Consider the following 20900-nt stretch of genomic DNA (forward strand, 5'->3'; position numbering starts at 1 on the left):
AAAATTAAAGCAATAAATCGTTAGGGAAAACATTCCGGAATCATGATTATACTGGCATTTATTTCATATACACTTTTTCTGCTATGCCTTTACCTGGGATACGATTCGATCGTGGGGCAAGAGAAAACACCCGTTCATAAACTCTATATATTGCTTATCGCCCTCTATTGTCTCTGGAATCTCGGAATGACATTGTATCATTTTGCAGGGACAAAGGAAATCGCCTTTTTTATTTTCAATCTGAGCAGCAACTGGATTGCCCTTTTTACATTACCGCTGTTCCTTCACTTTACCCTTTTTTTTACCCATGCACATCTCGAAAAAAAATATCTGACAGCCGTCACGATCGTTTTTTATATTCCCTATATCGTCCTCCAGATCCTTTCCTTATTCCCTCGCTACACATGGCTCGATTCGGTCATCGCAACCGATACCGGCTGGCAGATCAAAACCAGTTTATTTTCCGTCACGAATCTGCTTTTGATAACGTATATGACTGCGGTATGTTTGTGCGGATTTTCCATGATTATTCTGTGGGGAATCCGTGCAAAAAGCGGAAAAATCAAGAGACAGGCGGGACTGCTGGCCGCGGCAACACTGGCGGCTTCCCTCTTTTCGGCATGCTCATATATGCTCTGGATGTTTTTTCAGTCATCGGGTTTTCCATATACCAATCACTTCGCCACTTTTTTTCTGGCAGTCGGCTTCAAGATCGCCATTTCACGCTACCGGTTTCTCGAGGTAAGCCCGCAAATCGCACTTCCCGATATCATCAACAATATTGAAGATTTTTTCCTGCTTTACGATAAAAACGGCACGATGATCGCCTCCAACATGCGAATCAATGAAATACTCGGCTACCAGGCCGACGATGTGGAAAAACGTTCACCCGACATTGTCGTCGATAACACGAAGATGGGTCTGGATTCCTTTATCAGCCGGCGGAAACCGGATACACCGGAATCGGTCAATCTGAATTTCGTCTCGAAAACAAACGAATATATCCCGGTCCGGCTGTCGATAACGGATATCCGCGATCGTTTCTCGGAAATAATCGGGTGCCTGGTGATCGGGCACGACGAACGAATACGCCGGGATCTCGATCTCGAACGAATGGATAAACTGGAAAAGGAACGATCGCTTGAAGCATCGGAAGCCCAATACCGCAAAACAATCAATTCGCTGACCGATTATATTTTTGTTATCGGCACGGATTACCGCATGCTTCTTTATAACGAAGCATGTCTCAAATACGCACGGTCCCTGGGTATCGGAGAAGAACTCAAAGGGCGTCTCCTCGAAGATATCTTTCCGCACTTTTTACAAAAAACAAAAGGATCATATGAAGAGGTATTCAGAACGGGCCGGCAATCGGCTAACCGTTATTCGATCGAAATGAAAGATAAAATGATGTCCTACGATTACAGTTTATTACCGGTTTCCGAAGGCACCGCCGTCAGAAAAATCATATCGATTGTGCGGGACATTACGGATCAAAAAAGGGCGGAAGAAAACCTTATCCAGACAACGAGGCTGGATTCCCTCGGTATTCTTGCCGGCGGTATCGCGCACGACTTCAATAATGCGCTTACCGGCATTATCGCCAATATTTCCTTTGTCACCGGCTGTCTTTGCGATAACGAGACAAAAGAAATAAACGCCATACTGGCCGAAACAATCAACGCCGCGATGAAGGCAAAAAACCTTACCTTACAGCTTCTCACCTTTGCAAAAGGGGGCATGAACGTCAAAAAAACCGGCTCGATCCGAACACTGCTGGAAGAATCGGTCTACACTCCCGTGCGGGACAGCAATTGTACCGTCAACCTGCGCATCACCGACAACCTCAGGCTTGTTGAAATGGACGGCGGCCAGATATCGACCGCCTTGCAGAATATCATGTTCAATGCAAGGGAATCCATGCCGGCAGGCGGCGAGATACACGTACGGGCGGCCAATGTCCGGCTGTCCTTCCATAACACATTCAACCTGAAAAGCGGCCATTACGTTAAAATCAGTATCACCGACAAAGGACACGGTATCGATCCCCTTATCGCGGACCGTATCTTCGATCCTTATTTCAGCACAAAGGAAGACGGACACGGCCTCGGACTGGCCACGGCTTTTACGATCATCAGAAATCATCAGGGGTATATCGATGTCCATAGTGTTCCCGGCAGGGGGTCCACATTCCACATCTACCTTCCCGCGACGACGCAAAAAAATATCGCCGAACCCACCGTAGAACGGCCGGGCGATCTGAAAAACATCAATGTTCTGCTGCTTGAAGACGACAGGTTCATTCAAAATGTCGTCGAGAGGGTAATCAGGCATATGAAAGGTACCATCACGATAACGGAATCCGGAGATGCAACCGTCAAGGCATACAAAAAAGCAATGGAAGAACATCATCGCTTCGACGTCGTTCTGCTTGACCTGACCATACCGGGGGGGATGGGCGGAAAAGAAACAATACAGCACCTTCTGCGCATCGATCCGGATGTGAAAGGGATCGTATGCAGCGGATATTCGACGGACCCCGTGATTTCCCGCTACAGGGAATACGGATTCCGGTATTATTTAAAAAAACCCTTCGATTTAAACGAGTTTCTCGATGTCATCAGCATCGTCGTCAATAGTGAAAATGACCTCGGATAACCTGCTTAAATGAAACCGCATTAACTTCGATTGTAAAAAATAATGCGATGTACCACTGTAAATTATTTTTATTATATTATTGTAATATTCTCTAAATATATTTATAATATTTCTATTATATTAATGATGGGAGGAAGTTAATGAAAAATGAAACAAAAGATCAGCGATTCAAGCGTGTGGCTGAAAAAAGGGTCCAAAACATTATCAAAAGCATACGAAGCCTGTCACAACTCGCGAATTCGAACATTTATCAATGGAACAACGAACAGCTAAAGAAAATATGGAATATCCTGGAAAAAGAAATCGAGGGCTGCAGAAAGCGTTTCGAACATCCTGACTCCGATATGTTTACATTGTAGAGCGGGACAGAGAATGCAGACCATTGACACATTACGAAAGAAAATTTCCGCCATCGACGGAAAAGACTATGGAGCGTATCAGTCGCTCATCGGTGTTTATGAATATGGGGACTTCATTCTTTTCTGTGACCGGATCCCGAAAGATCCCTACGCGCCGCCGCATACCGGTATTTATCGCCTCCGGATTCCGCGTGATTATACAACCATCCCTTCCGGGGTGTACGATTCGGTGATTACCGGCACGGCGTATCGTGATTTCTGCGCGCGGAAATTTTACGATGCGTCTTCACGCATTTCGGGAACCCGATTGGGAACGGGATACAGCGGCATTATGACAATAGACAAGCCGGGACAATCGATACTCGAAAGAAGCTCCGTCGTCGTGACCGCGGCATATCTCGAAATACGTTTTTTTATCGGCCTGCCGGCCGAAGGGAGAAACATTACATCGCAGGCGACCGCCGTCATGCTGTGCGACAAACTACCCGCGATCGTCGAAACATCCCTGTTCGCCCGGAATATCGATACATACGGGCTTGAAGAACATATACGAACGGCGGAAGATGCCGACTGCCTGAGGAAAAAGCTTACATCTTTGAAACTTGTCGCCTTTATCGCGGACGGGGCGATTCTTCCCAGAAGAAGCGGGACTGACGATAAACCGATGGAAGAAAAACAGGCGGTTTTTTTCCGTTCACCCGCACGTCTCAGGACATCCATCGCATTGCCCCATGCGGGAACAATAACCGGTATGGGAATTCCCGAGGGAATTACCCTGATAGTCGGGGGAGGATATCACGGGAAATCAACACTGCTCAACACGATATCACATGGTGTGTATAATCATATCCCCGGCGACGGGAGGGAGCGTTGCGTCTCGAATCAAAACACGATAAAAATCCGATCATACAGCGGCCGTTATATCGAGAAGGTCGATATCTCGCCGTTCATAAACAACCTTCCCTCACGTTCGGATACCAGGGCCTTTTCTACCGAAAACGCAAGCGGCAGTACCTCACAGGCAGCGGCGATACAGGAAGCGGTCGAAGCGGGCGCGGAAGTATTGCTTATGGACGAAGACACATGCGCGACGAACTTCATGCTTCGCGACCATAAAATGCAGATGCTTGTCGATAAAAAGGACGAGCCGATCACTGCGTTTATCGACAAAGCCCGGCCGTTGTTCACGGAAAACGGTGTCTCGACGGTCCTGGCTTTGGGAGGCTCGGGCGATTATTTCGATATCGCCGACAGGGTCATACAAATGAAACGATATGTCCCTTATGATGTGACAGGAAAGGCCTTCCGGATATCCCGGCAGTTTCCTTCCTGCCGTTCGGTCGAGGACCGGCGGTTTCCGCGGCAATCGGGAAGAAGAATACCGCTTCCGGGCAGCATGGATCCGCGCAATGAATACGGGAAAGAAAGCGTGTATATGACGGAGGTCTACCGGATACATTTCGGAAAAACGATTATCGACCTTACCGATGTCGAACAGCTTGTGGAACTTTCACAAACAAAAGCCGTCGCCGCGGCTATCGTATTTTTACAACGCTCTATAGACGGAAAGAAGTCGATACGCGAAATTCTTGATGCTTTTGAAATCGAACGCAGCGATAAAGGTATCGACTTTATTAGTGAAAAAATATCCGGCCATTTCGCCGGATTCAGGATTCTGGAGTTAGCCTGCGCCATAAACCGGTTGAGGGGGATGAAAATGCGGTAAGCGGCTACCGTATCACCTCGAGGACATTATCGCGAATCGACCTCATGAGTTCCGACGCGCTGTAATAACGATTTTTTCCGAGCATACTTGTTCCGTCCGCATAACGGGCCGAATTGGTTTTCCAGTCGGAAGGGATCGGGTCATAGACAATAAAGTATTTCCTGTCGAGTGTATATCCCTTTACAATCACATAGTGTCCGACACGGTCTTCGTAATATCTTCCGACGATATTTGTCGTCCTGTCGCCTTTTGTCCTGCTTATCTTTCCCGTATTGAATAAAATAATGACAATATTTCCGCGATCGATGATCCTGAAAATATCATCGTTTCCTGATATGGTTTTCCTGTCGACCTCAACTCCGTGTCTTCCGAACGAACGTATCATGTTATCGAAACTGATGGCGCCGTCCCTGTAAGGCATACCGATTTCCGCCCTCACCTTTTCGACGGGAATATCGCGCGCGGTTGCCCAGTGAATCGCCATCGCGACACAGGCGGGCCCGCAGTTGCCGTTCACACCGGTGGCGAACTGCGTTTTGTACCAGTTATACGGGGGGTCGTAACTGTGTTTCGAGGGAAAAGGGCTGATAAAAAGATACATGGTATGTTTTTCCTTTTCCGTTTGAACGATTGCCCGCGAATACCCGCCCGAGGTGGTGAGAAATTTGTTTTCGCCGATATGCTGTAAAACGTTCGGCGCCTGGATTAATGTAGCATTACCGCTTTCAAAGGAAACATCGTTTCCCAATACTTCCGACAGATCGATTATGTTGTTTATTTCACCGACCGTGACGAACCTCGGCGTATTCGATTCGATGCGAACCTTTTTCGTGGTTTTGGGCATGACCTCAATGCTTAATGTATTCGAAACGACTTCATGATGATCTTTATCCGTCAGAATAAGGAAAACTTCGAACCTTCCGGTTTTCCTGTAAGTGAATGTCGGATTCTTTTCGAATGCATACCGGTCGTTTCCCAACACCCACATAAAGGAAGCGGCGCCTTCGGGAATCGGCGTATCGAGAGAAAAACTCACCGCCAACGGAGCATATCCCCTCCCGGAATTTGCACTGACCGAAATCTCCTCAGGCAGCAGGCGGGTATCCTGACGATTTCCTTCGACGTGCGCTGCCGGGGAAACATCTGTTGCGGGAAATATATTAATCGTATCACCCGTCCTGAGGCTTTTCGGGTCGCTTATTCTGTTCGCTTTTAACAGATCGTAAAAGGAAATATCGTATTCTTTCGCGATACTGTAAATGCTGTCCCCCTCCCGGAGAATATGTATCGGGGGGACCTGCTTCTCCTCCGGGTTTCTCATCCCGATACCGATAAGCGCCGGCCGGCTTTCGTCATCAATCATTCCGAAAACAGTATATCCCGCATGGAACCCTGCGAGGGACGTTTCTTCAGGCAACAGCAAGGTTTTCCCGGAAAATGTAAGAGAAAAGATGTGGGGCGACGAAAGAAAGAGGAAAACAAGGAGAAGAACAAGCGCGCCCAGAATCGGGTACTTCAACATCGACGGTTTAAATCCCTTATGTCGCCGTCTTCTCGCCAAGGAGAATGACCAATTCACCCGCTTCCGCGATATACGGGAGACCGGCTGTTTGACGGGTCTGAGACCGGGCCGGCTGGATCTTTTTCTTATCTTCTGATTCTGTAATACGGAAATCATGGTTCTCCCCCTCCCGTTAAGAATATCGACATTATTTTTTACTCATTGAAGAAAAATCGGGATAAAAACAGGCGGGGATAAACTCCCATGCTGCGGCCGTCGTGAAGCACGATGCCGTCTATGATATGGGAGAACGTGGATCCGGCGGTCCCGGATTCCGATCCGGCGGTCCCGGATTCCGCTAAATGAAATCCCTTGCTTCTATCTTGAATTTCATACTGTCATGATGGGTGATAAAAAACGCGACAAAAGCTGACACGGCAACATCGATCACAACCCCGAAACTGACAAGAAGGGGGGCAATCGGTTTTAAAATCAGGTACATCTCCTGAACGCCGCTTCCGAAGCTGTTGCAGAGAAGACTGATTGCGGTAAAGGCCCCTATCCCGGGCACGGGGCTGATAACAAATGAAACAAGAAATGAAAGCCCGATAATCCATAAAACTTCGAGGATGCTGATATCGAGTGAACGTGAAGAGTTGAGAATCACGATAAAGGAGACACTCGTGACGAGGGCGGTCCCGGCCTTACCGAACAGGGCGAACATCGGATAGGAGATGGAACCGATTTTGCGGGAAACACCCATATTTTCCTTCCCGTGTTTGATGAGCATACCAAGGGATATATACTCGTCCCCTGTTATAAAAGCGGTCAGCAGCGGGGCCGTGATTGCGTAAAGCCATTTAAACGGATTTTTCCTTTCGACAAAGAAATAGAGAAGCAGGGGAAAAATACAAAAAAGAACAATGGCAACATCAATAATGAGGATGATAATTAGCTGGAAATAGATCGAAATATCCTCGATCATGGTGAATTTCATGATTGTCGCGGTCGTGATGGCAAGAATTCCGACCGCGAATATTTCGGCGACAAAGGAATAAATATGATAGAAAACCCGTGAAAGGGAATCGACCAGCTGAACAACGGGCCGTGTAATAATCTTGTCGAATGTGAGATTCATGCCGATTACCAGCGCAAGGACCACGAGGGGAAGGAGAAAATCCCCCCGGTCGATCAACGCATTGAACATGTTCTTCGGGAACATGGTAAGCAGGGTCTCCTTGAGTCCCGGCACATTGATCTTTTCCATTTCCTCCGGTACCATCGCAATGCCCTTGGGAAAAAAGATGAACACCGAAAGCACCCCGATCAGAACGAGGATAAGCGTCGAGGCGATCATGAAAAGGAACATATAACCGTACGTTTTGAACCTGCTCTTTTCAAGCTTCAGTTCATAGGTACCAATGACAAGAGAAAAAAAGACAAGGGGAAAAATCGCATACCTGCCGATATTGACGGCAATCTGGGCGGCACTGTCAAAAAAACTTCCCACAAGATTCGAAGGAACAACGTATCCCAAAATGATTCCGAGTATAATCCCGATAAGCAGCTTGATCCATATCTTCATAGTTCATCCCCGTCTACTTTTCTCTCCGAAGCAATAACACTATCGCTTAAAATCGTTGACCGTAAAAGTTCCGCGGAGAGATCATTTCATGAAAAAACATCAGATTATTTTATATATCGATATGACAAGTACGTCAAGTGAAGAACCGATAATTCCGCCGGTATGCCCGCAGGGTGCCGCAATCATGATGATGCGGCCCGTTCGGAGGCGCTAAACCGGGCCCGCATGAACTGCTTTTCATGTATACGGCTTGAAGAAACGCATAAAATATCCTACAATGCCCCGGCAAGCATGAAAATCAGAACGCGTTTTACCTGTCAATCATGCGGTCATGAAGAACCGCGATGGCTCGGCCGCTGTCCCCACTGCGGTTCATGGAATTCATTTGAAGAAATCAAGGCGGGTACATCCGCAACCCGCCGGACACAAACGAGCGGCCATGCACCGGTACCCCTCAACGCGATCGAAACAAAAGACAAAGTGCTTTCTGATTCAGGTATCGAAGAACTCAACCGGGTGCTCGGCGGTGGAATCGTCACGGGTTCGACAATACTCGTCGGCGGTGAGCCCGGCATCGGGAAATCCACCCTGATGCTTCAACTCGCCGCATCCATGAAAACGAAAGGCCGGGTTCTCTATGTCACGGGTGAAGAATCGGCCGAACAGATAAAACGACGGGCGGGAAGACTTGCTGCCTGTACGGACACAATCGAAGTCTTTTGTGAAACGAATCTCTCATCGATCCTGAAATCGATGGAGACATTGAAACCCGTCCTCGTCATAATCGATTCGATCCAGACGATTCATTCGGATGAGGCGGGGGCGATTCCCGGTACACCGTCACAGGTAAAAACATGCACCTATGAGTTGAACGAACACATCAAGAGACATGGTTCATCGCTTTTCCTCATCGGTCACGTGACAAAAGAAGGAATCATCGCGGGGCCCAAGATTGTCGAACATCTTGTGGACACGGTCCTCTATTTTGATCAATCCGATTCCGATGTGAGAATACTCAGGTCGACAAAAAACAGGTTCGGAGCCACCCATGAGATCGGTCTTTTTACCATGACGGAAAAGGGACTTCTTCAGGTGGCGGACCCCTCTTCCCTTTTTCTCGAACACAGAGAGACAAGCCCGCCGTCGGGCGTCGTCGTTGCCGCGGTCTATGAAGGGACGCGGGCGCTTATGGTCGAAGTGCAAAGCCTGGTCGTTCCGGTAAAAGGGGGTATCTCCCGTGTTTTTTCCGATAAAATCGACTCGCGCAGGGTATCCCGGCTTGCCGCCGTCCTCGAAAAACACCTTCAGGTGGCTTTTTCCGATGTTGACATCTATGTCAATATCGCGGGCGGCATCAAAATCACCGAGGTGGGAATCGATCTCGCCATCTGCCTTTCACTCTATTCGGCCAGAACGGACCTGCTCCTGCCCCCGAAAACGGCGGTCGTCGGTGAAGTCAGCCTTGCGGGAGAACTGCGTTCCGTCACCCATACCGAAAGAAGAATCAAATCCGCGTACGAAATGGGTTTTTCCCACATTATCGGTCCGGCCCTCAAGGAGGAGGAAAAGGCGGCGGGAATATCGTATAAAGGGCTGACGACGGTGAAGGACGCGGTAAGAACCGCATTTACACAACAATAAACTGTTCGCCGGAAACAGTTTTAGCACCGTCGCACGGGAAACACGACAGGAACACATGACGGCCGCCTGAACAACAGAAATCGTGATACGCATCCATTCGGTTCCTCATCAAGCCCCGCAAACATAAAAGCCGGACGCGTCCTTCCGTCGAGGTTCCCGCCGCCCGGCTTTTCATGTGTCGTGCCGCTTCACTCCCTCAATCCGCCCAGGCGGGCATCGAGTTCATATAGTGGTCGGCTCGCTTCAGGAAATCGACATTCTTTTTTTCCGGCGCCCACTCCCTGAGCCATCCGGCTATGCCCTGTCGCACCTGTTCACGGGGCAGAAGATTCCCCTCCTTGTCGGAACAATACGTGCAATATATCTCCTTTGCTTTCGGATTCGCATTCCCTTCAAGGAGCATGCCGCATGACAGACATGATGAAGCCATAATGTCACCTCCCTTTAATATTTTCTTCAATCCTATCATTCGGCTTTGACACCAGTATGTCATGTTTGGCGAGTAAATTTTTTTATATAAAAATTGTGTTGACGGATACCATCCTGTTTCAGTAATGATTTGAAATCACCGGAAATCACATACCCATTGTATTGAGTGCCGGTCTGAGTTCCTTTATCAGCTGTGTTTCTTTCGATAATATCGAACATAAAGGAAGGTATGCCCAGCGGAGAAAAAGCGTACCGTTAAAATACTGACTGGCATGAAGGAGGGCCCGACCCTTATGACGGCTGGTTTTGTGTTTCGGAGGGCGGCCCCCGTGCCGTTTGATTTCCAGATAGGGACGGAATTTATAACCGGGAAGACGTGTATGAAGATCTTTTGCCTTGCCGACATACACTACGGAAGGGGTTATTCTCATCTTATCTATTGCCTTTACATAATTGGGATCAGTCTCCGATGGCAGACGGGGATTGGGTTTAAGCGGATCGGGATACTCGGTAAAAACATAAACCCCGGAACCGGCAGGTATGTTTATTTTTTTGAAGTCAATTGTCGATAACCGATACGGTCCGATCCATTTTAGCTGGTTATATAACGGCATATACACCTCCATTTGAAATGCACCTGCAACCGGAGGGGGACGACAAAACATCCCGTCCGTCCCTTTGCATTATCATAATGGGTTTCATCTTCCCATAACCATGATTTCACTTGATGTTTCAGAAATAGTATTCTGTTTTTTTATCCGGTTCCTGTCAAGACATTTTGCGTGATTATTTTTATTTTTATAAAATGAGACCACCTTACAAAAAAAATCTCATCCCTATCATCCATCCGCATCTATTTCTCAAAAATGAACTCCACCCGCCGGTTCTTCCATACATTATCCGTATCGTCGAACGGGACAATCGGCATATCCCCCCCGACGCCCCTCACCGTCAGCCTCCCGGCATCGATGCCCCGCACGACAAGGGCGTCTCTCACCGCTTCCGCGCGAACGAGGGAAAGCGGCAGTAAAACTTCCTCCTGTTCGATTTTCTTCTTTTCGGGGTCCGCCCAGTCGAGATGATTCGCGTGGCCCTCGATGCGGATCGAGTAACCGCCGAATTGCGTTGAAAACAGTTCGGCGAGATGATCGAGAATCTCCCGGTTTTTTTCCGTTGTCGCCTCATCGCCGTCGATGACGAGACTGGCCGAAAACGGGGGGAACGTGATACTGGGGATTCGGACGTTGAAGGCGGTTTCCGTTTCATGGACCAGGATACCCGTATTGATAACCGCCCGCGCCTCCGTTTTTCTGCCGAACTCGTCCGACAACGAAAACTCCACATAATAGGTCATAGCCGATTCGACAAGTTCTTCGTCATCGGAATAGCCGTCCCACAGGATTTTACCGGGTACCGGTTCGGTACCGGAAAAGGATCTGAAACGGTGGTGCATGGGGTCGAGAATGTGAAGTTCCCATTCGTCGATGTGAGAAAAGGTGAGAACATGAAGGGAAATCTCGGCAATATCGTTCCGGTCGTCGCCGTCCGGTGAAAATAAAGGCGGAGAAACACCGATCCAGGCCTTCGCCTTTTCCGGTATACCGGGGATAATCCGGTAGCGGTTTTTCAGACCGATGTGAAACCGGAACATGAGCGGCCAGCCGTTCGACAACTGGAGGGAGGTGTCGAAGGAAAAAAAGACGGAGGTGTTTTTGACGATATTGACGTCGAACAGACAACCGGCGGTCAGATGTGGATTGACGAGCAGATCGATGTAATTATAATGGAAGACAACGCCGCCCCCGGCATGGGGGGTGACGAGCAGAAAAGGAAAGGGTGCAAAATGATACCCCCCCGTAAGGACAATGTCGCAATGGCTTGAAAACGCGATGTCTTCCCGCTGCGGTCTGCTCAATGCCGTATCCAGAAAAAGCTGGGTATAAAAATGGCTGGCAATGATATTCGACGCACCAATGCCGAAAAGAAAACCGGGGGCCGCTTCATAACGACTGTGTAAATCAGGCTGCTGAAAAGAAAAGGTTGCGGCCATAAAAGGAGAAAGGTGAACGATCGGATACGGATAGGTATAGGCACCCAGCGGTTGAGCAATAGTAATGAAGAAAAACGGTAATACGGCAATATTCAGTTTCTTTTTCATCGCCTGTCAACTATATTGAATTTGTTCGTCACGATAAACGAAAGGGTAGTATATCAGATTCGACGAACTAGTAAAAGCAATCGGGGAAATATACAATTTACCGGACGTATCGTTACGGCACAAGGGCCGCTTTTTGTTATGAAATTCGCCATCCCCCCCCGCATTTCCTTGACAGGTGTGATGATAACCCTATAATTCAAGGTAATGGAAAGAAAAACGGTTTTTATTTTGATATTCCTTTTTGTATGTCTTGTGCCGTGTGCGGCCGGAGAGCGGGCACGTATCGCGGTGCTCGACTTCGAGGTGCAGAGCGACAATCCTTCCTACAAATATCTTGGCAAGGGCTTTGCTGAGTTTATCGCCGTCGAGCTGGCGGCAGCGAAAGGGATCACGATTATCGACCGTGAACGGCGGAACGTGATTCTGGAAGAACAGGAGTTCGCCGTCTCCGATTTATCGGATGATTCCCAGACGATGCAGATAGGGAAAATGCTCACCGCCGAATATCTTGTGGCCGGAAGCGTCTTCGACGTCTTCGGGCAGCTCGCCGTGACGGTAAAGCTGATCGACGTACAGACCGGCGCGACGGTGACGAGTGTTCAGGTCGACGGACCGCCCGAAACCTACAAACGGCTTGTCGCGGAACTGGCCGAAGCAGTGGTCCGTTCCCTCGACCTCAAGCCGGCCCCCGCGGTTGTCGCCGTTGCAAAAGAACCTGAAATCGCCAAGGAAAAGGCGGAAAAGGTACTGACCGTTTTTTCCGAAGCGGTCGACGCTGTCGACAAAAAGGACACGGAAACGGCAAGAAAAAAGCTGAAGCAGGCGGAGAAAATCGACAGCACCAACCGCGCTGTCACCTACTACCTGAACAAACTATTTGCGGCCAGCCCCAAGTTCAATGTCGAGCTGATTTTCTACGCGCCGAGCTTCAACCCGGCGTACCTGGGATTCGTGAACAAGGACAGAATATACCTCACCGGCAGCACCAATTATCTGAGTCCGTTCTACGTCCAGTACCCGGAAGAAATCGACGGCCACAGAGATTTCACGTGGGAAGTCATTCCGGGACTTTACAATCAACTGGATATCCTGAAAAACGAACTCGGCTATTATTTCCCGATCGGTAAAAACATGGGCGCGGGCGCGGAATTCACCTTCGGCATGAACTCGAATATCTCCCGGGATCTCAATTACGAGATACCTTCGGAGCCCCCCGGAAGCGATATCTACATTGCTTCGCGGGCGAATGTATTGGGCGGCAGGCTGAGTTTCGGCGTCGGCCTCAACGACTGGTTCGCTGTCGGCGGCTCCGCATTCATATTCAACAGTAATGCGAACCTCGGCGGCAGCGACGGCCCCGGCGATCCACGTTCAAATACAATTTCCGCCTCCGCCACCCTCGGCCTGTACACCCGGTTCGACGGCGGAAGGCTGACATTCGACACCCTTGCCACCGTGCCGTTCCTCCAGGAGGTGTACCTCGATTACAGCGAGAAGGAATACGTGGCGTATAAAACCGCGCCGTACCCGCTTGTCTGGGAGACGACCATGGTAAGCGGGCTTTTCGGAAACCGTCTGTATGCCGCCGTAAAGGAAGTGGCGGAAATATATTACAGCCTCGGGGACGACGAGCGGTGGGGGGTGGCCTCCCGGCTTATCGGGTCCCTCGAATGGTGGTTCCTCGACTTCCTCGCGCTGCGCGGGGGCGGCGAATACGACTTTCTCACCCTCCTGGACGTAACTGAACACGGTTTTGGCGTGTTCGGCGGGGTATCGGTCCGTATCGGGGCCTTCGACCTCGACGCCAACTACACCTATATGCAGCGGGCACTCAGGTTTTATCCCGGTCTCACCGCCCCCGATGCGACCCTCCTTCTTCAACTCTCCTGGAACGGGGCATTTATCAAGGAGCGACAACAATGAAGCGTACGATGAAAACAATCACTATCGTTTTTGTTTCGATTCTACCCCTCCTGCTGCCATCCGGCTGCGAACCGAACGACTGGGACATAATCATGGCGGCTCCGCCGCCGGTGGAAAACCTTTCGATCTTCAGTCACAGCGGAGACGATATTATCTTTGCGTTCACCCTCCCTGATTTTTCGGAAAAGCATGAGGTATTCTCGAAGTTCGAGTTCCATGTCTACATTTATTCACGTCCCGCATCGGGCGGGGAAGAGACGTACCACAGTTCCGATTATTTCGATCAATCACAGATAGGAACGGATCAGACAATAATGGATACATTCACCGGCCTTACAGGCGGGACGCAATATATATTTATCCTCTATGTGGTCGATACCGAATTCCAGAAATCGGATCCTGTGGAGACGTTACCGGTCAACTGGTAACCGGACCACGACACATGCCGAACGGGACAGGCTGCACATATATATACCTTTTCTCCAATACAATTGACATGATAAATAATATTTCTTGTATCCATAATATAAATACGGAAAAAGGATCAAGGAATGCCCACCACACTATTGAGTACAACAATCGATGAAAAAATTGCGGAAAAGCTGGATAAAATAGCCGCCGAGACCCACAGAAAAAAAGTTTCTTCGTCAATCAGACCCTCAAGGAATATTTCGAGGAAATCGAAGAGTACGATACAGTTTTGAAGCGTAATAACGGTGAGTTTATCGAACTGGAACGGGCCAAAAAGGAATTGAAGGGAAAGTACCGGGGATTGTACAGTTACCGGTTTTCCGATTACAGAATCGTCTATCGGATTAATAAACCCGCAATTGAAATTCTCATTCTCAGAATACGACACAGGAAAAATGTGTACGACGGGTTTTATTGAAATTCCTTTTCCATCACGCGTCGTGTTTTTCTTCCGTATACAGCAGGCGAATCTTCTCCGCCTTCTCCCTGATGATCGTACGGATATAATGAGGTTTCACTACTTCCACGTTATCTCCGTAACTCAAAATCATGGAATACACCCATTCGTCTTCGGGAAACCGGAGCCCGACGAGCAGATCCCCTTCGTCGGTAACGGTGATCGAATCATCCTCGAAATATTCCTCCACCCGATCCTTCACCTCCGCTTTAAAGCGTAATACGATTTCCGCATCCCCGCCGTCATCCGGTTCTTCACAAAAGATTTCCTCATATAAGGCGTTTTTACGGCGGAAGGTTTCTGAGAGGAGACCGATATCCTTCATGCGGGAGACACGGAAAAAACGGTAATCGTTCCGCGTGCGGCACCAGGCAAAGAGGTACCACTATTACCATTTCTTTCATATAACCGGCAAGACGAACATTAACCCCGACAGGTTTTTTCCCGCAACACCCGAGTGATTTTCTTTTTTCAAACGATATACATATATACCTCAAATAAAAACTGAAAGGAGTGTAAAATGCATTATATTAAAAAATATATCTGGCTTATCACGATCCTCATCATCCCGGCGGGATGCGAGCTTATCGATCCGGAAATACCGACTCCCTCCGACCGGCCGCCCTCCATGGAAACTCCCCTGCCGACCTCCGGGATAACCGATACCCCGACGGCCTTGCCTACGGACATGGCAACCGGAGAACCGTCGCCCATTCCCACCGTTCAACCCACAACGGTTCCGACAGCCGAGCCGACCGAATCTCCATCACCCGATCCCACATCCGCCCCGACCGCGGTTCCGACCGTCACACCCGGCCCGACCGCGATACCGGTCCACTATGCGACGATCTATGTTGTATCGGATACGGATTGCACCGCCGCCCAACACGCGCAGGCGCGGATTGAACTCGATAACGCCCTCCGGGAAATCCGGGACAGCTACAATCCGGTCGATTTTACCGTCATCGACCTCGGGCGTGTTTGGGACGGACCGGATGGAGACGACTCAAGCGCGGCGCTGAGCGACCTCAGAAACGATTTCAGATCGTACGGCACCGGCAACAGGTATGTCATCGGTTTTATCCCGGACATGGGGATAAATAACGGGATGGGATATATGAACGGTAATTTCTGCGCCGTTTCCTGGGGCGGGTTGATCCCGCTCAATACCGCCGTCGTCATTGCACACGAGTTGACCCATAACTGGGGGGTGGCAGCCGAAGGACATGTCGATGCGTATCTTCCCGGGCCGGATATGTGCGTCATGAACTATTTCTACGCGGCGATCATGGACCCGGACAATATTGTATGGTGCGACGAATGCCGCGCCACAGTACAGGCGACGATCAATCGGTGGCCGGCGCGTTGACACTCGCTGATACCGGTATTTCGTTAAAGGCCGTACATTGCATCGAAACGTAATATTGCCGTAAAAGGATTAAAAAGGGGCGGCCGGCCGGCCGCCCTCCTGAATGCTTAACGTATGTGTTTCGGATAAATCCGAAGTCCGCAGATTACATGAAGATTGCCGCGCCGATTTTCGCGCCGAATTCCATAGTCTGGTAGGAATAATTGGCATCTTCCGGGGTAACAGAAGAATAATTGAAAACACCCCCTATCTGGATCGCGGCGTTATTATTCAGGAAAAGCGCGATTCCCGCTTCAGGCGTTACCTGAAATCCGGTAGCAGACGAATCCGTACCGCCGCCACTCTCCGTTTGCATCAGAAACTTCGCGGAAGCCTTCCCAAAAAAAGCCATCATTCCGCCGAGATCAAGGTAATATCCAATTTGAGCTCCGATCCCTATCACAGTATAACTGTCATCAGATTCATTGGAGCTATCAAAAAGCAGCTCGACGTCAGGCCCTACTTCCAGTCCGTCAATGACAAAAAATCCCATCGAACCGCTTAGCTGAATGACAAATGAATCCTGTAATACAGCGACTTCCTCGCCGTCTTCATCGATAACTTTCATCGATGATACGCCGCCGAACCCCGTCACATCCCCGCCGATCATGATATTCCCTGCGTTGATTGCCTTGCTGCCCTGGGCGAAGAGCAGGCTTCCCATCATCAGTAGCATTAAAAGTACGAGATATTTTTTCATATCTTCCTCCTGATAATATAGTTGCAATTGATTCTAATGCATCAGTATTTATAATTCCAATAAAACGTATAATTTTTTCAAGTTTTTTTGTTCCTTTTTAATATAAAATACAATCAATCGATTATTATCCGGAAGGAAAAATCCTGCGTCTTTCACGAACAGCGAGCCAGTAGACGACAACGAGAAGGACAGAAGCTGGCGGGAATTTGGTCGCGAAAAAAAGCCTTCCGTACCCGTCTTCGTTATCCGCAAATAATGCAGGAACATGCCGCAACGCGGAGATGAGAAAAAATACCGCCGCGATAACCGTTGTCCCAAGGAAAAATTTAAAGAAAAGTTCTTTATGCTCATTAAACATCTTTCTGGTAAAAAAGAGATACAGAAGCGTGACGACGGCGGCTCCTGCAACGGAAAAGCATAAAACAAAGAGGTTGTATCGAAATACCATGCCTGCATGTTCGGGGTGCCCGGAATATACATACAATAACGGATAAAAGACGGTCGCGAGGATGAGCATGAGGGGAAATAGAATAAATAGTAATATTCCGGGAATTTTCAACATGTTGTGTCTTCCTCCTTTCGGTAATACAGGCCGCAGCCGGATTACTCCGGACAGAAGAAGAGTACCGTAACGGGGGGTATTGGGCAAGGGGGATAACGGATGTAATACGTCTCCTTCTGTCTGTATTACTATCATGTACACGCTTTCTCTCAAGCGGGGAGTAACGAAAGCCGACCATTGACTATATGATTTTTACTTTTTGTCCCCGATGCAAGGCAAAAAAGGTCAATTTTGACGGGTTCAAGGAATACTCCTGTATTTCCTGCGGGTATACCTTTTATCATAATCCGGCGGCGGCAGTGGCAGCGCTCATTCCGTTAAACGACAAGGTATTAATGATAAAGCGGGCACGGGATCCGGGAAAAGGTAAGCTCGATCTTCCGGGGGGATTTGTCGATCCGGGAGAATCGGCCGAAAATGCCTTGAGGCGTGAGATACGCGAGGAACTTGGCGTCGAGATTCGTTCACTGACATATTTCGGCTCGTACCCGAATATTTACAATTACAAACGAATCGAATACCACACTTGCGATCTTGTCTTCATTGCCGAAATCGAGGAATTTCCCGAACATAAGGACGATGAAGAAATTGAAGAAACCATAATGATCTCACCATGCGCCTTGATGCGGGAAAGAATTGCCTTTGATTCGATCAAGCATGCACTAAAGGATTATTGTGCATTATTGCGCCGGAATCCGAATGGTTCACGATAAATACGTATATAATGCAGCCATAAACGATGTGGTTCACGTTTATCACAGGTGAACAGTTATTTTTGAATTGCAAATTCCCTAAAAGTGTGATTTATTTAATATTGATAAGGTATGCCTCCGGCACAGGGAGTAATAATCGTACATTATTCAAGGATGGATTTATGAATACTATATTACGGCTGTCCAACAGGCAGATAACAATATTAATAACCCTCCTTATTATGCTGTTTATACCGTCAGGGTACGCCCAGCAGCAGGAGATGGAAATTACGGCCGAAGAAGGAGCACAAAATCGTGTCTTTCTCGCCCTTTCCAGTGAAGAATACGACGTAACCCCCGGAGATATCTATACACTCAGTTATCTCAAGGCGGACGAACTCATAAGCTTTAATATTGTCGTTGAAAGCGATTATGCTATCAATATAAATGTCATCGGCCAGATTGACGGCAGAAACAAAAAGTTCCTCCGGCTTCAAAAGGAGGTCGAACGAAAGGTCCTCAATGTCTATCCCCAAAGCACCCCGCACCTTATCATCACGTCTGTCGGTATATTCCAGATCATGATAAAAGGAGAAATTCCGCAAACCGTCTATGCGACCGCCTGGGGGCTTTCCCGATTGAGTGAGATCGTCGAGAACAATCTCGGCCCCCTTTCTTCATTACGGGATATCCGGATCGAGTCAAAGGATGGAAAATCCAAAACGTATGATCTTCTCCGGGCCAGATTATTCGGCGATATCGATAATGATCCGTATGTAAAACCAGGGGATACGATCGTTATCTCCCGGAGGGAGAGAGAGGTTTCGGTAAAGGGGGAGGTAAACAGACAGGGAAAATATCAGCTTGTTGAAAACGAAAACATTTCCACACTCCTCGAAGAATATGCGAGGGGAATAACCCTGCGCGGAGACAAATCAAGAATAAAGATCGAAAGACAAAGCGGCGAACCGCCGGAAGTACTCTACATTGACGTCGATAATGCCGATGGTTTCCGCCTGGAAGACCTTGATACCATCACTGTCGAAGCGAAATCCAATTTTACCACCTATGTCTTTTTTGAAGGGGCCGGAATAAGGCGGCCGGCTTCCGAAATGGCCGCAGCCGAATCGGAAGAAGAAGGAGGGGGGGCAGAAAATGAAGGATATAACAGAATCAGGCATCCTATATTAAAGGGTGAAACGCTTCACAGCGCGGTCAGCGGCATTTTGTCATCGATCGATCCGCTTGCAGATCTGGATAACTCTTATATTATTCGCGATGGACTCGAAAAATCCATTCCCGTCAATATCGAAAAACTTATATCGCAATATAATGCAGACGATGATGTGGATCTTATGCCGATGGATACGATCCATATCCCCTTGAAACAACTCAATGTCGTTGTTCTCGGCGATGTCCGGTCACCCGGTCTGTACCGCTATCAGCCGAATAAATCGTTTCTCTATTATATCCATATGGCCGGTGGCGTGATCAGCGGGTTTCCCGAAGATTATGATATCGTCATTTCGGATAAAACGGATTCCAAAAAAAATCATACCGATTATATTAATCCCGGGGACAAGATTATAATTCATCAGGAAACGGTGAATGTCATCGGGGCGGTGATGAATCCGGGGAAGTACCCCTACTCGCACAATAAAGCGTACCTTTTCTATGTCAATCTTGCGGGCGGCATCAATGAGGAACGTAATTCCGGGGGTGCCGTTGTTTTAAAAGACAGTGACGGTAACGTCATAAAAGACCGGGAAATCATCAATCCCGGGGACACGATATATCTGCAGAGTAATTCTTTTCTTTACCATTTTAACCGGGTCGCGCCGGTTTTTACCACCACCCTGGGAATTATTACTTCGGGGATAACGATCGCGCTGTTTGTCATGAACTATACAAATTAAAGGTTTTTGGCCGCCCATAATGCGGCCTGAAGTCTGTTGGTGACATTTATTTTTTTATAAATATTATACAGATGGGTTTTTACCGTATTTAACGAAATGAACGTTTTTTCTGCAATTTCTTCGTTCTTTGCACCCATACTTACCAATGTCAATATTTCAAGCTCACGCTGGCTGAGATTTGTCTGATTTTGGATGAGGTACCGCTTTATCTTGAAACTGTTGAGTGCACACTCGGTAAGTATATCCCTGGAGATCCAGATTTGACCTTTGAATATCACCTCGATCCCCTTCATCAGCATATTGAGGCTGTCATTGGCATAAAAGAAACCCTTTATATGTTTTCCGATTGCGACCTTTTCCACGCCCGTACCGTAATTAAGATTAAAAACGGCAAGCAGATCGGCGGGCTGGGCGTTTGATCCGCGCGGGATGAGATGTTTGAGGACATGTTCGAAACTATGCATGCTGCTGTCGATCATGATGAATCGGAGTTTATCGTGATTGTCGGGCGGAATGATTGAAATGTCCTCGATTATCCTTGTAGGGGTTGAAAATTCCCGTTCGATCATGTACGCGACTAATTCACAGTGCAGACTCTTCTTTGTCACCAATAACGTCTCCGTGACATCGAGCGTCGTGTCACTGATTTCCTCATTATTTAAGGCCGGTTGAAAGTTCATATATGTTAATACCACCTACCCTTTTCATTTTTTA

At 48.3% G+C, this 20900-nt stretch carries 19 protein-coding genes and 1 pseudogene; 11 read left to right on the forward strand and 9 right to left on the reverse strand.

Annotated elements, in window-relative coordinates; genetic code table 11:
• Window positions 1–42: 42 nt before the first annotated feature.
• The 3 genes from JW881_03015 to JW881_03025 all read left to right on the forward strand — a co-directional run bounded on the left by JW881_03015 (window position 43) and on the right by JW881_03025 (window position 4743).
• On the forward strand, window positions 43–2658 hold the full coding sequence (locus JW881_03015; GenBank protein ID MBN1696464.1) for a PAS domain S-box protein: 2616 nt from the start codon (window positions 43–45) through the stop codon (window positions 2656–2658).
• Between the two features lie 140 nt (window positions 2659–2798).
• Window positions 2799–3017, forward strand: coding sequence for a hypothetical protein (locus JW881_03020; protein ID MBN1696465.1), 219 nt, complete (start codon window positions 2799–2801; stop codon window positions 3015–3017).
• Window positions 3018–3030: 13 nt separating this feature from the next.
• A complete protein-coding gene (locus tag JW881_03025) occupies window positions 3031–4743 on the forward strand; it encodes an ABC-ATPase domain-containing protein (protein MBN1696466.1) in 1713 nt (570 codons plus the stop codon).
• Window positions 4744–4747: 4 nt separating this feature from the next.
• Here the strand turns inward: JW881_03025 and JW881_03030 are convergent, their stop codons facing one another.
• Both JW881_03030 and JW881_03035 read right to left on the reverse strand, forming a co-directional pair.
• Window positions 4748–6265 (reverse strand): LysM peptidoglycan-binding domain-containing protein, encoded by a 1518-nt coding sequence (locus tag JW881_03030; protein MBN1696467.1) that lies wholly within the window; start codon window positions 6263–6265, stop codon window positions 4748–4750.
• Between the two features lie 337 nt (window positions 6266–6602).
• Complete coding sequence (locus tag JW881_03035; protein ID MBN1696468.1) at window positions 6603–7829, reverse strand: cation:dicarboxylase symporter family transporter; 1227 nt, start codon at window positions 7827–7829, stop codon at window positions 6603–6605.
• 291 nt (window positions 7830–8120) lie between these two features.
• Between JW881_03035 and radA the strand changes: the two genes are divergently transcribed.
• The gene (gene radA / locus JW881_03040) at window positions 8121–9470 is read left to right on the forward strand and encodes a DNA repair protein RadA (protein MBN1696469.1); all 1350 of its coding nucleotides are present in this window, start codon (window positions 8121–8123) and stop codon (window positions 9468–9470) included.
• 196 nt (window positions 9471–9666) lie between these two features.
• On the opposite strand, the gene JW881_03045 is transcribed toward radA, so the two are convergent.
• The 3 genes from JW881_03045 to JW881_03055 all read right to left on the reverse strand — a co-directional run bounded on the left by JW881_03045 (window position 9667) and on the right by JW881_03055 (window position 12057).
• Window positions 9667–9900 carry a hypothetical protein gene (locus tag JW881_03045; protein ID MBN1696470.1) on the reverse strand — a complete coding sequence of 78 codons (234 nt, stop codon included), beginning with the start codon at window positions 9898–9900 and terminating at the stop codon, window positions 9667–9669.
• A gap of 145 nt (window positions 9901–10045) precedes the next feature.
• Window positions 10046–10513: a hypothetical protein gene (locus JW881_03050; protein MBN1696471.1), complete on the reverse strand. Its 468-nt coding sequence runs from the start codon at window positions 10511–10513 to the stop codon at window positions 10046–10048.
• Between the two features lie 239 nt (window positions 10514–10752).
• Complete coding sequence (locus JW881_03055; protein MBN1696472.1) at window positions 10753–12057, reverse strand: OmpA family protein; 1305 nt, start codon at window positions 12055–12057, stop codon at window positions 10753–10755.
• 204 nt (window positions 12058–12261) lie between these two features.
• On the opposite strand from JW881_03055, the gene JW881_03060 reads away from it, so the two are divergent.
• The 4 genes from JW881_03060 to JW881_03075 all read left to right on the forward strand — a co-directional run bounded on the left by JW881_03060 (window position 12262) and on the right by JW881_03075 (window position 14869).
• On the forward strand, window positions 12262–13980 hold the full coding sequence (locus JW881_03060; GenBank protein MBN1696473.1) for a hypothetical protein: 1719 nt from the start codon (window positions 12262–12264) through the stop codon (window positions 13978–13980).
• The gene (locus JW881_03065; GenBank protein ID MBN1696474.1) at window positions 13977–14408 is read left to right on the forward strand and encodes a hypothetical protein; all 432 of its coding nucleotides are present in this window, start codon (window positions 13977–13979) and stop codon (window positions 14406–14408) included. Before JW881_03060 ends, JW881_03065 begins: the two co-directional genes overlap by 4 nt.
• 123 nt (window positions 14409–14531) lie before the next feature.
• Window positions 14532–14684 carry a hypothetical protein gene (locus JW881_03070; GenBank protein ID MBN1696475.1) on the forward strand — a complete coding sequence of 51 codons (153 nt, stop codon included), beginning with the start codon at window positions 14532–14534 and terminating at the stop codon, window positions 14682–14684.
• Window positions 14681–14869 (forward strand): type II toxin-antitoxin system RelE/ParE family toxin, encoded by a 189-nt coding sequence (locus tag JW881_03075; GenBank protein MBN1696476.1) that lies wholly within the window; start codon window positions 14681–14683, stop codon window positions 14867–14869. The genes JW881_03070 and JW881_03075 overlap by 4 nt, the downstream gene beginning before the upstream one ends.
• 13 nt (window positions 14870–14882) lie before the next feature.
• Here the strand turns inward: JW881_03075 and JW881_03080 are convergent.
• Window positions 14883–15290, reverse strand: a pseudogene (locus JW881_03080) (WYL domain-containing protein).
• 138 nt (window positions 15291–15428) lie between these two features.
• On the opposite strand from JW881_03080, the gene JW881_03085 reads away from it, so the two are divergent.
• On the forward strand, window positions 15429–16277 hold the full coding sequence (locus JW881_03085; GenBank protein ID MBN1696477.1) for a hypothetical protein: 849 nt from the start codon (window positions 15429–15431) through the stop codon (window positions 16275–16277).
• 145 nt (window positions 16278–16422) lie between these two features.
• Here the strand turns inward: JW881_03085 and JW881_03090 are convergent, their stop codons facing one another.
• Together JW881_03090 and JW881_03095 are read right to left on the reverse strand one after the other, a co-directional pair.
• Window positions 16423–17016, reverse strand: a complete 594-nt coding sequence (locus JW881_03090; protein ID MBN1696478.1) for a hypothetical protein — start codon at window positions 17014–17016, stop codon at window positions 16423–16425.
• A gap of 124 nt (window positions 17017–17140) precedes the next feature.
• Window positions 17141–17578 (reverse strand): hypothetical protein, encoded by a 438-nt coding sequence (locus JW881_03095; protein ID MBN1696479.1) that lies wholly within the window; start codon window positions 17576–17578, stop codon window positions 17141–17143.
• A gap of 185 nt (window positions 17579–17763) precedes the next feature.
• On the opposite strand from JW881_03095, the gene JW881_03100 reads away from it, so the two are divergent.
• Together JW881_03100 and JW881_03105 are read left to right on the forward strand one after the other, a co-directional pair.
• A complete protein-coding gene (locus JW881_03100) occupies window positions 17764–18291 on the forward strand; it encodes an NUDIX domain-containing protein (GenBank protein ID MBN1696480.1) in 528 nt (175 codons plus the stop codon).
• A 161-nt stretch (window positions 18292–18452) separates the two neighbouring features.
• Entirely contained in the window at window positions 18453–20186 is a 1734-nt protein-coding gene (locus JW881_03105) for an SLBB domain-containing protein (protein ID MBN1696481.1), read from the forward strand.
• Here JW881_03105 and JW881_03110 read toward each other — a convergent pair.
• Window positions 20183–20866 carry a response regulator transcription factor gene (locus tag JW881_03110; GenBank protein ID MBN1696482.1) on the reverse strand — a complete coding sequence of 228 codons (684 nt, stop codon included), beginning with the start codon at window positions 20864–20866 and terminating at the stop codon, window positions 20183–20185. The two genes, JW881_03105 and JW881_03110, sit on opposite strands and share 4 nt — an antisense overlap.
• Window positions 20867–20900: the final 34 nt, after the last annotated feature.

This window comes from Spirochaetales bacterium (assembly GCA_016930085.1).
Classification (GTDB): Bacteria; Spirochaetota; Spirochaetia; order SZUA-6; family JAFGRV01; genus JAFGHO01.